At 61.0% G+C, this 12,866-nt stretch carries 10 protein-coding genes; 4 read left to right on the top strand and 6 right to left on the bottom strand.

Going from position 1 to position 12,866, the window contains the following annotated elements:
* Positions 1 to 123 precede the first annotated feature (123 nt).
* Complete coding sequence (locus tag EX00_RS22960) at positions 124 to 1,692, bottom strand: MFS transporter (protein WP_047463361.1); 1,569 nt, start codon at positions 1,690 to 1,692, stop codon at positions 124 to 126.
* A gap of 189 nt (positions 1,693 to 1,881) precedes the next feature.
* Between EX00_RS22960 and EX00_RS22955 the strand changes: the two genes are divergently transcribed.
* The 3 genes from EX00_RS22955 (at position 1,882) to hisC (ending at position 5,253) form a co-directional block, all read left to right on the top strand.
* Complete coding sequence (locus EX00_RS22955) at positions 1,882 to 2,814, top strand: LysR family transcriptional regulator (protein WP_047463359.1); 933 nt, start codon at positions 1,882 to 1,884, stop codon at positions 2,812 to 2,814.
* A gap of 63 nt (positions 2,815 to 2,877) precedes the next feature.
* Positions 2,878 to 4,047 (top strand): MFS transporter, encoded by a 1,170-nt coding sequence (locus EX00_RS22950; protein WP_047463842.1) that lies wholly within the window; start codon positions 2,878 to 2,880, stop codon positions 4,045 to 4,047.
* Between the two features lie 147 nt (positions 4,048 to 4,194).
* A complete protein-coding gene (gene hisC, locus EX00_RS22945) occupies positions 4,195 to 5,253 on the top strand; it encodes a histidinol-phosphate transaminase (protein WP_047463357.1) in 1,059 nt (352 codons plus the stop codon).
* Between the two features lie 69 nt (positions 5,254 to 5,322).
* Here the strand turns inward: hisC and cysN are convergent, their stop codons facing one another.
* From cysN to EX00_RS22930, 3 genes are all read right to left on the bottom strand, one after another.
* The gene (cysN, locus tag EX00_RS22940; protein ID WP_047463354.1) at positions 5,323 to 6,807 is read right to left on the bottom strand and encodes a sulfate adenylyltransferase subunit CysN; all 1,485 of its coding nucleotides are present in this window, start codon (positions 6,805 to 6,807) and stop codon (positions 5,323 to 5,325) included.
* 1 nt (position 6,808) lies between these two features.
* Complete coding sequence (cysD, locus tag EX00_RS22935; RefSeq protein ID WP_012651087.1) at positions 6,809 to 7,762, bottom strand: sulfate adenylyltransferase subunit CysD; 954 nt, start codon at positions 7,760 to 7,762, stop codon at positions 6,809 to 6,811.
* Positions 7,763 to 7,894: 132 nt separating this feature from the next.
* Positions 7,895 to 8,632: a phosphoadenylyl-sulfate reductase gene (locus EX00_RS22930; protein WP_047463841.1), complete on the bottom strand. Its 738-nt coding sequence runs from the start codon at positions 8,630 to 8,632 to the stop codon at positions 7,895 to 7,897.
* Between the two features lie 485 nt (positions 8,633 to 9,117).
* Here EX00_RS22930 and EX00_RS22925 point away from each other — a divergent pair, with 485 nt between their 5' ends.
* Positions 9,118 to 9,564 carry an RrF2 family transcriptional regulator gene (locus tag EX00_RS22925; protein WP_047463349.1) on the top strand — a complete coding sequence of 149 codons (447 nt, stop codon included), beginning with the start codon at positions 9,118 to 9,120 and terminating at the stop codon, positions 9,562 to 9,564.
* Positions 9,565 to 9,567: 3 nt separating this feature from the next.
* Here EX00_RS22925 and EX00_RS22920 read toward each other — a convergent pair whose 3' ends face one another.
* The gene (locus EX00_RS22920; RefSeq protein WP_047463346.1) at positions 9,568 to 10,929 is read right to left on the bottom strand and encodes a chloride channel protein; all 1,362 of its coding nucleotides are present in this window, start codon (positions 10,927 to 10,929) and stop codon (positions 9,568 to 9,570) included.
* 187 nt (positions 10,930 to 11,116) lie between these two features.
* Positions 11,117 to 12,766, bottom strand: coding sequence for a choline dehydrogenase (betA, locus tag EX00_RS22915; RefSeq protein WP_047463344.1), 1,650 nt, complete (start codon positions 12,764 to 12,766; stop codon positions 11,117 to 11,119).
* Between the last annotated feature and the right edge of the window lie 100 nt (positions 12,767 to 12,866).

Here is a 12,866-nt window from a genome sequence, read left to right as displayed (position 1 = left end):
TCCGTGTGGGTCACGAGAGCAGTGTCGCCGGTTCGTCACTTCGGCTCGTCGGCGCCCGCTATAGACGATGGCGCGGGCGGGTTGGCACTCTCGCGCCGACCCGCCTTGGATGCGGAAGCAGTGTCATGCACGGGATGGGTCGGGTGCCTCCGCATTGTCTTCTGGTCCCGGTTTTCCGATTTCGGTAGCGCTCCCCTCAGCATTGCGGCGGCCGAGAAACGCAAAAATGACAACCGCCGTGACGGCCGTGATTATCGTCAGCAGCCACAACAATTCGCCAAAGGCACCGCTGTAACTCTGAATCAGTGCGGTATGTCCGATCGCTGGCACATTCGATGCTGCCTCGAGGAGATCGCCAGTCACCAGCCGCTGCGCGGCGGCGGCGGCATGTTCTCCTGCCGCCGCACCGAGGCGAGATTGAATGAAAGCGGAGAGGATGGCGCTGACCACGGCCAACGCCACGCCTTCACCGGCGACACGCGTTGTGCTGAAAATACCGGTCGCCATGCCGGCGCGTTCTTTCGGCACGACACTGACCGCAAGTCCGTCCATCAGACCCCAGGGCAGACTGATGCCGACACCGATCGTCAGCAGCGGACCGATCAGCTCGAGCGGCGCCGATCCCGTGGCAATACGGCTGAGCCAGAACAGGCCGGCGGCGGAGATGATAAGACCCGCGCCGCAGATTGTGGCGGCCGTGAACCAGCGCGTCAGCAGGCCGGCAGCGATTGGCAGAACGAGAAGCGGTGCCGACAAGGCGACCATCATGCGGCCAGCGGCAACCTCGCTCATGCCCTCGATGCCGACGAAGCGGACCGGCAGAAGGATGAGCAGCACGACGAAGGCATAGGCGGGGGCCGCCGCCAGCAACTGCACGCCGACGAAACGCGGATAACGGAACAGGGTGAGGTCCAGCATCGGCCGCTTCACCGAGTGTTCGATGATGCCGAAGGCGAGGAAAAACAAGGCCGCACCCACCAGCAGGATTATGACCAGCGGGTCGGTCCAGCCGTTTTCCGGAGCGCGCAGTACGCCGTATGTGAACAGCGTCAGGGCAAGCGTAAAGCTGAGGGCGCCCGGCCAGTCGAGACCGGTGGCATCCGGATCTCTGGACTCGGTGAGAAAGCGTGCGCCGAGGCCAAAAGCGAGAACGGCCAGGATGACCACCAGAATGAAGATTGCCGGCCAGCCGAACATCTCGACCATCAGGCCGGAGGCGATCGGCCCGAAAGCGAGCCCCACGCCGAAACTGGAGCCGACGATGCTGAACGCGCGCAGTCGCGCGGTGTCCTCGAATTCCTGCGCGAGCGACGCCATGCCGCCGGAAAAGGCGGCGGCCGCCCCCATGCCCTGCAAGGCACGCAGAATATCGAACCAGAAGATGTTGCCGGCGAAAGCCAGACCTGCCGAGAACAGGGCGAAGCAGCCAAGCCCCATGAGGAAAATGCGCTTGCGCCCGAAACTGTCGGCGAGCGCGCCGGCGGCCATCAGGCTGCTGCCGAAGGTCAGCATGAAGGCATTGGTGACCCAGTTGAGCGCGATCGGGCTGCCACCGAGCGTACGGCTGATTGCTGGCAACGCAACGGCGGGGCCTGTGAAGGTGAGGGGCATCGCGGCGGCGGCGCAGCACACGGCGATCAGAACGAAGAGTTTCTCGGCCGGGCTCGCGGCCTTTGTCTTATCGGGATGCATCGGGATATCCGCTGGGTTTGAGCAAAAGAGACCCTGCGGATGACTTGGGAGCACGAGCCGCCTTCAACGGCGATCGTCATCATCTGCGGGAGCATCGGAGTACCCACGCAAGATAGTTTTGATGCAATTGACTGAAAATGGGGCTAAGTTTCCATATATACCGGAAAAAAACGATCGAATGGAAAGAAGATGGATCGGTTAAGCGGCCTGAATGCCTTTGTGCGAAGCGCCGACCTCGGCAGCTTTGCCGCCGCCGGGCGCGTGCTTGGCCTTTCAGCCTCCGCCGTCGGCAAGGCGGTGACCAATCTCGAACGGCAGCTCGGTGTGCGACTGATGCAGCGCTCGACCCGCAGCATTCGCCTGACCGAGGAGGGACGTCTTTTCCATGAACGCTGCCGGCGTGTGCTGGACGATCTGGACGATGCCCAGGCTTCGCTTGCCCAGGCGGTGGCCGTGCCGCGCGGGCGGCTGCGCGTCAGCGTTCCCATTGTCAGCTACCATTTCCTGCTGCCGGTGCTGCCGGAATTCCTTGCCCGTTACCCGGAAGTCGAACTCGATATCGATTTCAACGATCGCATCGTTGATATGATCGAAGAGGGCGTCGATGTCGCGATCCGCAGCGGCGATCTGCCGGACTCGCGGCTGATGTCGCGGACCCTGCGGCCGTTCCAGATGCTGCTTTGCGCTGCCCCCGCCTATCTCGAGCGTCACGGCGTCCCGGGTTGCCCACGAGACCTCGACGATCACCTGGCGATCCGGTTTCGCTTCCCGAACAGCGGCAAGCTGCAGAGTTGGCCCTTGACCCTGCCGGATGGCGGGCCGGAATTGCGCATGAAAACGGCTCTATCCTGCAACAATATGGAGGCCCTGCGCGGCGCCGTCATCAGCGGCCTCGGCATCGGATGCATGCCGGATTTTCTCGCGCGCAGTCCGCTCAGCGAAGGCAAGCTGCATACGGTGCTCGACGATCACATCGACGGACCTAGCCATTTCCACCTGCTCTGGCCATCGAACCGCCATCTATCTCCAAAGGTCCGCGTCTTTGTCGATTTTCTGAGCGAAAGGCTTTTTGCAAAAACCTGCGGGGTTTCGCCTACTGATCCGGCTGGAAAGATCAAATAATTGAATAGCAGAAATTAATGCGACGCGATTGGTCGTTATGTTTGGCTCTGATACCAGAGAATGATGTCTACGACCTCGAAAACGTCAGTCTTATTCATCCTGATCGCCAGCGGAACCGTTCTCGGTATTGCCGGGACCGATTTGGTGCTTCCAGCCGTGCCAAGCTTACCATTGCAGCTTGGAGGAAGCGTGGAGGTCGCACAGCTCGTCCTTGCATCCTATGCTTTCGGCACGCTGATTGGGCTTCTCACCTTTGGCGAACTTGGCGCGAGATTTGATCCATGTGTGTTGTTGATTTCGTCACTTGCGTTGTTCGGGATAGCCTCCTTGGCCGCCGTGGCATCCCCTTCAATCGAGTGGCTGATTGTTCTGCGCTTTGCTCAAGGTGCGTTTGGATCGGGTCCCGCTGTATTCGCTCCCGGTTTCATTCAAGGTCTTTATTCGCATGATAGAGCCGCTTCGGCCATGGGACGGCTCGGTTCCATCGAATCATTGGCGCCCGCACTGGCACCAATCGTCGGAGCTTATTTGCTGGAGATCGGAAGCTGGAAGCTTTCCTTCGTCCTATTAGCAGTCCTTACGGTGCTGGTAGGCGCAGCCACTTTCTCGCAACGCGCATATTTCCCGCGTCAATCGCAGGCCCTTCAACATCATAGCGGCTACCTGGCCATTCTGAAAAATCTTGGATTTGTCAGCTACGCATTGAGCCAGGCTCTTTCGTTGGGCGCCTTACTTGTTTTCGTCTTTGGTGCGCCGGCCGTATTGACCGGCCCCCTGGGTAAGGGGATCGAGGATTTCGTCGTCCTCCAGGTCTTCGGCATCGCCACATTCATTCTCGCAGCGAATTCTTCCGCGTGGCTCGCGGTGAAATTTGGCACCTTGAGGACGATCCGGACGGGCACAGCGATCATGCCTCTCGCGTTTCTAGCAATCCTTGCCTACGCACTCGCCGACGGAAGCAGTCTTTACGTTCTTGTCCCAATGTGGATGGTCGTGAATTTCGGGTTCGGCATCCGAGGACCGATAGGGTTTCATCGGGCAATAACCGCTGCCCGCGGAGATCATTCGCGTGCCGCGGCCATTGTTATCGCGGCGATTTTGGGCATCGCTGCGGTTGGGACGACCGCTGTCGCTCCATACATTTCTGTTGGTCTCTGGCCGCTGGCGATAGCGGGCGCAACGATTTCGACCTTCGCGTTGCTATCGCTCATCCCGCTCCGGGGCTCCGATTGAAGCAGCGCCCTTCTTGTCAGGCTCAGATATCTGACGACCGCTGCGCGCCAAAATATGCCGTTCGACGGTGCATTTGCTACATAAGTCCGTAAAACTGAACCAAGCGATACCAAACCCGCCTGTACCCGCCAAGATTTGGAAATCACGATGAGCCGTTTCTGGAGTCCGATTGTTCATTCCTTGACCCCTTATGTCGCCGGCGAACAGCCGGCCACGGGCGATTTGATCAAGTTGAACACCAACGAAAACCCTTACGGTCCTTCTCCTTTGGCTCTTGCCGCGATTTCGCGGGCTACGACCGACACTCTTCGTCTCTACCCGGATCCGACGGCGCTACGGTTGCGTGCCGCAATCGCCGAAAGCTTTGGGCTCGATCGGAACGAGGTGTTTGTGGGCAACGGGTCGGATGAAGTTCTGGCGCATACCTTCCAGGCACTCTTGAATCATGAAGAGCCGCTGCTTTTTCCGGATGTCACATACAGCTTTTATCCGACATACTGCCGTCTGTACGGAATCAAGTTTCGTGAAATCCCGCTCGATGCCGAGATGCAGGTTCGCGTTGATGATTACAGGCAGCCTTGCGGTGCGATCATCCTGCCCAATCCCAACGCTCCGACCGGAATTGCCAGACCTCTGGCGGATATAGACACTCTGCTTGAAAACCATGCCGATCAGGTGGTGGTCGTCGACGAAGCCTATGTCGATTTCGGCGGCACGAGCGCTATTCCGCTTGTTCGCAAATACCCAAATCTCCTTGTGATTCAGACACTCTCGAAGTCTCGTGGTCTTGCCGGACTTCGCGTTGGCTTTGCCATCGGACAAAGACCGCTGATAGAGGCTTTGGAACGGGTCAAGGACAGCTTCAATTCCTATCCTATCGACAGGCTCGCCCTGGCAGGTGCAATCGCGGCTTGGGAAGATCAAGACTGGTTCGAGAACCATCGCGCCCTGATTATTGCCAGCCGGGAGCGCTTGGCTGTCGCTCTGAAAGAGCTCGGGTTCCACGTTCTTCCCTCATCCGCCAATTTCCTGTTCGCGCGGCATCCGGGTAAATCGGGTGCGGACTTGGCTGCGCAATTGAGGAGCCGGGGAATTCTGATAAGGCGCTTTTCAGGGGAGCGGATTAGCGATTTCCTGCGCATCACTATCGGGACAGACGCCGAATGCGATCGGCTCGTGGCGTCGCTGCGCGAAATTTTGAGCTGAGCCGGAGCTGGAAATCCGGATTTTCGCGGTCTGTGAACGGCAGGGCCATATTGGCCCTGCCTGCTTCGATCAGATATCGCTGGCCGCGTTCGCCCAGATATCGGCGGCTTGCGCGGCGGTGACGCGACGGACTTCCGTCTCGTCTCGGCGGCTGGCGAAGAGTTCGCTCGCCATGATCTGGTCGGCGAGATCGGCCGGCAGCGACAGGAGAACGCGCTGGCCCTCCTTGTGGATGCCGCCGAGATCGGTGCGCTTGCCGGTGATCATGCCGCCGGCGATCGTGTTGTTGCTGTCCGGATCGATCAGGATGAAGGAGCCGGTCGAGCGGTTCTGATCGTAAGGATCGAAGACGGCGGCTTCATCGAAGGAAAGGCGAACCTTGCCAATGGCATTCATCCAGAGTGCCTGCGCCGGTGCCCAGGCGCCGGTCTTCAGCTCGAGCTGCGCAATCGGCTGCACCTGCACGCGCTGGCGGCGGCTGCCGCTCTTCAGCCAGTAACGTTTGCCGGGCTCGATGCCTTCCGGCTGCAGTGCGACGATCTGCGCGTCGAAGGCAAGGCCGGATTGCGGCTGGCTGTCGATGGCGACGATCATGTCACCGCGGGAGACATCGACCTGGCGGTCGAGCACGAGCGTGATCGCATCGCCGGCGACGGCTGCATTGCGCACCAGATCGAAGGTGACGATCTTCGAGACGTTGGCAACCATGCCCGACGGCAGGATCATGACGCTGTCGCCCGGCTTCACCGAGCCGCCGGCAACCGTGCCCTGATAGCCACGAAAGCTCTCGCCGGGGCGCGACACGCGCTGGACGGACAGGCGGAAACCGACTGATTGAGCCGAGCGCACCGTGGCAAACTCCAGCGTCTCGACCAGCGTCGGGCCGTTGTACCAGGGCATGGCGGCCTGGCCGGAATAGACGACGTTTTCGCCTTTCAGCGCCGACATCGGGATGGCGGTGATCTGCTTGACGCCGAGCGACAGCGCGAATTCGCGGAAATCATGCGAGATCTTCTCGAAGCCGGCGCGATCGTAATTCGTTAGATCGATCTTGTTGACGGCCAGCACAAACTGCTTGATGCCGAGCAACGAGGCGATCGTTGCGTGGCGGCGCGTCTGCTCGAGAATGCCCAAGCGCGCGTCGATCAGCAGAATGGCGAGATCGGCGGTGGAGGCGCCCGTCGCCATGTTGCGGGTGTACTGCTCATGGCCGGGGGTGTCGGCGACGATGAAGGAGCGGTTGTCGGTCGAGAAGTAGCGATAGGCGACATCGATGGTGATGCCCTGTTCACGCTCGGCCTGTAGGCCGTCGAGCAGCAGCGCGAAGTCGGGCAGCCCGAGATCGTTCTGCTTGCCGGTGGAATCGCGCTGCAGCGTGGCGGCCTGGTCTTCCTTGACGGCCTTGGTGTCCCAGAGCAGTCGGCCGATCAGCGTGGATTTGCCGTCATCGACGCTGCCGCAGGTGATCAGGCGAAGCGGACGCGTATCGCGCGCAGCCTTGAGGGGCTCGGCTGCGGGTAAGGTGACGACGTTTGCGGTTACGGCTGCGGTCATCTCAGAAATATCCTTCGCGCTTCTTTTTTTCCATGGAGCCGGACTGGTCGCGGTCGATGGCGCGGCCCTGTCGTTCGGAAACCGTGGCGATTTCCAGCTCTGCGATAACATCTTCAAGGGTGGTGGCGGTGGAGCGGATTGCGCCCGTCAGCGGGAAGCAGCCGAGCGTGCGGAAGCGGATAAGCTCCTCGCGCTTGACTTCGTCGGGCAACAATTCAAGCCGCGGATCGGCCGCGAGGATCATCATGCCGTCGCGCTCGACGACCGGGCGCTTTTCGGCGAAATAGAGCGGCACGATCGGAATGTTTTCGGCCTGGATGTAGCGCCAGATATCGACTTCGGTCCAGTTCGACAGCGGGAAGACGCGCACGCTCTCGCCCTTGCGGATCTGGCCGTTATAGACGTTCCAGAGTTCCGGGCGCTGGTTGCGCGGATCCCAGCGATGATCGGGCGTGCGGAAGGAATAGATGCGCTCCTTGGCGCGCGATGCTTCCTCGTCGCGGCGGGCACCGCCGAAAGCGGCGTCGAACTGGCCGGCGTCCAGCGCCTGGCGCAAGCCTTCCGTCTTCATGATATCGGTATAGAGCGCCGAGCCGTGGGTGAACGGGGTAACGTTCTCCGCCTTGCCGCGCGGATTGATGTGCTCGATCAGGTCGAGATCGTACTTCTTCACGATCTCGTCGCGGAAGGTGATCATCTCGGCGAACTTCCAGCCGGTGTTCACATGCAGCAACGGGAAGGGCACGCGGCCGGGATAGAAGGCCTTGCGCGCCAGATGCAGCAGCACGGAGGAATCCTTGCCGATCGAATAGAGCATCACCGGACGCTCGAATTCGGCCGCGACTTCGCGGAAGATGTGGATGGATTCGTTTTCCAGCGCCTTCAGATGCGGGTCGAGCGGCGGCTTGGTGCTTTGCGGATTGGAGAGTTCCGTATCCGGACGGCTATCGGGCATTTTCAACTCCAGAACTTAATCATTTGTCCCGGCCGGAAGGCTGGCCGGAAAGAATAGGATGCTTTGGGTCCCGGTAGGTTTGGCGGCGGCGAGAACCGCGCCTTGAACCGATGCCGGGAACCGGCGGGTATGTCATTGCGCGGCGACGACGGCTTCTTCCGCAACGTGCAGGCCGCATTCGCGCGTCTCGTCGTTTTCCCACCACCAGCGGCCGGCTCGCTCCGGTTCGCCCGGCTTGATGGCGCGGGTGCAGGGCTCGCAGCCGATCGAGGGATAGCCGCGCTGGTGCAGCGGGTTCACCGGCACGCTATTGTCGGCGACATAGGTGCGGATCACATCGATATCCCAGTCGGCCAGCGGGTTGACCTTGATGAGGTTGCGCTCCGGATCGTACTCGGCAAATGGCGTGTCGGCGCGATTGTTCGACTGGCCGCGGCGCAGGCCGGTGACCCAGATGGTGGCGCCGGAAAGAGCGCGCGCAAGCGGCTTCAGCTTGCGCACGCCACAACAGGCATGCCGGGCTTCGACGCTCTCGTAAAAACCGTTGAGGCCATACTTCGCCGCATAGGCGTCGATGTCGGCCTGCTCCGGCTCATAGCGATTGATATGGATATCGTATTGGCTTTCCGTCTCGTCGATCAGCGCCAGGGTTTCGGGGAAGAGGCGGCCGGTTTGGAGCGTCACGACGTCGATCGGCAGGCGATGATTGCCGATCTCGGCGGTGATGACCTGATCTTCGATCCCGAGGGAGGTCGTAAACACGGCGCGGCCACCAAGGCCGGCGACCAGCGACAGTCGGCCGGCAAGATCAAGCGCCGCCAGCCGGCTGTTCAGTGTCCCGGCTTCTTCGATACGATTGATGGCAGTCATGGGGAATCCTGTGCTGATATTGCCGCGAGTATCGCAGTTCGAGAGGACAGCGGACAGAAAAACGGATTTCGAAAGCAAGGGGATAGGGAGCAAATATCTCCACGAAGCCGCTCCCATGCGAAAAAGCAACCGCCTCGGCTGTTAACCAAGGCGTTTTGCCCCCTGAAGCGGGGCGACGGAGAGGCACAGATAAGACTAGTCATATCTGAGCGCTTGCTTTAATGTCTATAGAAATAGTAGAGTTACACGCGGCTTGTCAAACGGAAATCGGAAGTGATGGCGAAAAAGATGCGGAACGCCAAATTCTGCGCTAAACTATGGGCATAGTAATAAGAAATGAAAACAAGGCTGGGTTGCTGGTACTCCAATCTTTCCGCGCTCGGGTGTTTGAAGCGGAATGGGGTCGACCAAGGGTTTGAGAGTTCCGGAACGATGCGGCCGGAGATATCGGGCAACGCATCGTATGTGTGTGTAAGCGGTTCGAAATGATCACTCAGAAAGCAAAATACGCGTTGCGGGCGCTATCTGCTCTGGCTCAGGCCGAAGCGGGCGCGCCGATGATGATTTCCGATATTGCTACGCAACAGAAAATCCCGAAGAAGTTCCTGGAGCAGATCCTGCTCGACCTGAAGCATCAGGGCATCGTCATCAGTCGCCGCGGCAAGCAGGGAGGCTATCTCCTGCGTAAGCCGGCCGAGGAGATCACCTTCGGCGAGATCCTGCGCATCATCGACGGTCCGATCGCGCCATTGCCCTGTCTTTCCATCACCGCCTATCGCCGTTGCGAGGATTGCGACGGCGAGCAAACCTGCGAAATCCGCCATGTCTTCGCAAGGGTCGCAGACGCCACCCGCAAGGTCTTGTTCTCGACCACCATCGCCGATGCGGTAATCGCGCCAGACGAGGTGCAAGTCGCCCGGCTGCTGGCATAGGTCTCAGTGGGCGGTATGCTCTCCGCCAGCTTCCTTCTCCACCGCGCGCCGTGACCGGATCGCCGCCGCGATGAAGACCCGCGACAGACCGTGATAGAGCGGCTCGCGTGACAGCAGGCGCGAGGTGACATAGCCGATCATCGACACCGCCATGATCGGGATCACGGCCTGATGGTCGCCCGTCATTTCCAGAATGATGACGAAGGCGGTCATCGGGGCCTGTACGACACCAGCAAAATAGCCCGCCATGCCGAGGATCGCCGCGAGCGCGATACTGCCGCCGATCAGCGTGCCGACCGTACTGCCAAAGCCGGCGCCGACGGCAAGGGACGGCGCAAAGATGCCGCCGGGAATGCCCGAGATCATCGACAGGAAACTTGCCAACAGCTTTTCCAGGAAGAAGAGCAGCGGCAGGGCATGCCCTTCCACCGCGCCACGCGCCTGATCATAACCGGTGCCAAAGGTGTTGCCACCGGAGGAGACGCCGATGGCGGCAACCAGAAGACCGCAACCGCCGGCGAGCAGCAGCATGCGCTTGAGGGGCTGCGGCTGTGCCCAGCGGCGGATACGGATGCCAGCGTAAAGTGCAAAGCCGCTGAAGGCCGCCCCAAGCGCGCCGCCGCCAACGCCGCAGATCAGGACGAGAGCCCAATCCACAAGCGCTACCGGCGCAGCACTGGCCGTGCCGAAATAATTATAGCTGCCGGAGAGCCCAAGCGCCGCCAGGCCCGAGAGAATGACGGCGGTCAGCACTAGGCCGTTGGCGCGCGATTCATAGGTGCGGCTCATCTCCTCGATCGCAAAGACTATGCCGGCGAGCGGCGTGTTGAAGGCCGCCGCAATGCCTGCCGCTGAACCCGCCAGGATCAACCCCTTGGCCTGCGCCATGCCGCCGAAGCGGGCAACCGCCAGCATGAAGGAGGCGCCGACCTGCACGGTTGGCCCCTCGCGGCCGATGGAAGCGCCGCAGAACAGCCCGATTATGGTCAGCACGATCTTTCCGAAGGCAAGACGGAGCGACAGCAGTTTCGTGCGGTCCTCGTCATGGTGCAGATGCCGCGCCGCGATCGCCTGCGGAATGCCGCTGCCTTGCGAATTCGGAAACAGCGTCGCCGCCAAATAGGCGGAGAGCACAAAACCAAGCGGCGTCAGCACCAGCGGCAACAACCAGCCCCATTCTCCGCTACTCGTCACTCCAGTAAAAGCGTGCTGCGCCAGATCGGCCAGCTTGGCAAAACCGACGCTGATCACGCCGATCGCCAAAGCCCCCGTCCAGAATACCAGTCGCGGCCGCCAGAGATTGTACGATCCCCAGATCACGCGGGAACGGCGGAGAAGTTTGGACTTGCGGTAGATGGGGGGCATGGGATTTTGAACCGGGGGGGCTGAGCGATATGTCCGCTTGGGACTCAATTCTAAACAGTCTGCTTAAAAACGAGGGGGCAGGATATTCACACTGTCTTACAAGACTTCACTTTACCGCCGAAACTTCTTCGCGCTGACAACAATCCGGCATCAGCGCGAAGATGACTATCATTGAGGTCCGCCAAACCTACCGATCGCTCACTTCCCAGCGCGGATTGATCCACGGCTCCTGGTTCGATCGCGCCAGCCTCGGCTTGCCGAGAATATGGTCGGCTGCCTTTTCGCCGGTCATGATCGAAGGGCCGTTGAGGTTGCCGTAGGTGAGACTGGGGAAGATCGAGCTGTCGGCGACGCGCAGGCCCTCGACGCCGATGACGCGGGTGTCGGGGTCGACCACAGCCATTGGATCGTCCTTCGCGCCCATCTTGCAGGTGCCGCAGGGATGATAGGCGCTTTCAAGATGTTCACGCAGGAAGGCGTCGATCTGGTCGTCGGTCTGGACGTCCGGGCCGGGCTGGATCTCCGGGCCGCGATACTCGTCGAACGCCTTCTGCTCGAAGATTTCGCGGGTGAGGCGGACGCAATGGCGGAATTTTTCCCAGTCTTCCGGATGGCTCATATAGTTGAAGCGGATGACCGGATCGGCCTTGGGGTCGGAGGAGCGTAGCGTCACCGCCCCGCGTGATTTCGACAGGTTATAGCCGACATGCGCCTGGAAGCCGTGGCTCTTGGCCGCCGCCTTGCCGTCATAGCTGATCGCGACGGGCAGGAAATGATACTGGATATCGGGCTGCTTGACGCCGGGCGCCGAGCGCAGGAAGGCGCAGGCCTCGAACTGGTTGGAGGTGCCGAGGCCGGATTTGAAGAACATCCACTGTGCCCCGACAATGCCCTGCATGTACCAGGGCAGCCAGGAATAGAGCGAGACCGGCTTCAGGCTGGTCTGCTGGAAATAGAATTCCATATGGTCCTGCAGATTGGCGCCGACACCCGGCCGGTTCACCTTCACCTCGATGCCCATGTCTTGCAGATGCTGCCCGGGACCGATGCCGGAGAGCATTAGCAATTTCGGGGAGTTGAAGGAGGACGCCGAGACGACGACTTCGCGGTTTGCCTTGACGATCTCGATCTTGCCGCCGCGTTCGATCTCGACGCCGGTGGCACGGCCGTTTTCGATGACGACCTTGCGGGCGAAACAGCGGACCAGTTCGACATTCGGCCGCTTTAGCGCCGGCTTCAGATAGGCGGTCGCCGCAGACCAGCGCCGGCCCATCCAGGTCGTCTGTTCCATCAGGCCGAAGCCTTCCTGCTTGCCGCCATTATAGTCTTCCGTCGCCTCGAAGCCGGCCTGCTTGCCGGCCTCGATGAAGGCATGAAACAGCGGATTACGAGCGTCGCCGCGCCGGACATGCAGCGGCCCGTCGGTGCCGCGCCAGCCCTCTTCGCCGCCATGCGAATGCTCCATCCGCTTGAAGTAGGGCAGCACATCGGCATAGGCCCAGCCTTGGGCGCCGAGTTCTTCCCAGCGGTTGAAATCCTCGGCGTGGCCGCGGACATAGACCATGCCGTTGATCGACGAGGACCCGCCGATCACCTTGCCGCGCGGCGCCGTGATGCGCCGATTGTTGAGTTGCGGCTCGGGTTCTGAGAGATAGCCCCAATTGTAGCGATCCATGCTCATCGGCCAGGCAAGCGCCGCCGGCATCTGGATGAACGGCCCGACATCGCTGCCGCCGAATTCCAGCACAATGACCGTATGCTTGCCGTCTTCCGACAGGCGAGAGGCCATGGCGGAGCCGGCGGAACCTGAGCCGATGATGACGAAATCTGCTTGCATGACGAGGTGCTTTCTGTGCGGACGTTCTTCTTGAGCTGGCAGGCAATGACTGGGCTCGGTCGTTCCCTCGCCCCGCATGAGCGGGGAGAGGGCTAGGGTG

Origin of the sequence: Martinezella rhizogenes (assembly GCF_000799715.1) — a bacterium.
GTDB classification, from domain to species: Bacteria; Pseudomonadota; Alphaproteobacteria; order Rhizobiales; family Rhizobiaceae; genus Rhizobium; species Rhizobium rhizogenes_C.
This window is presented reverse-complemented; position numbering and strand designations above follow the sequence as displayed.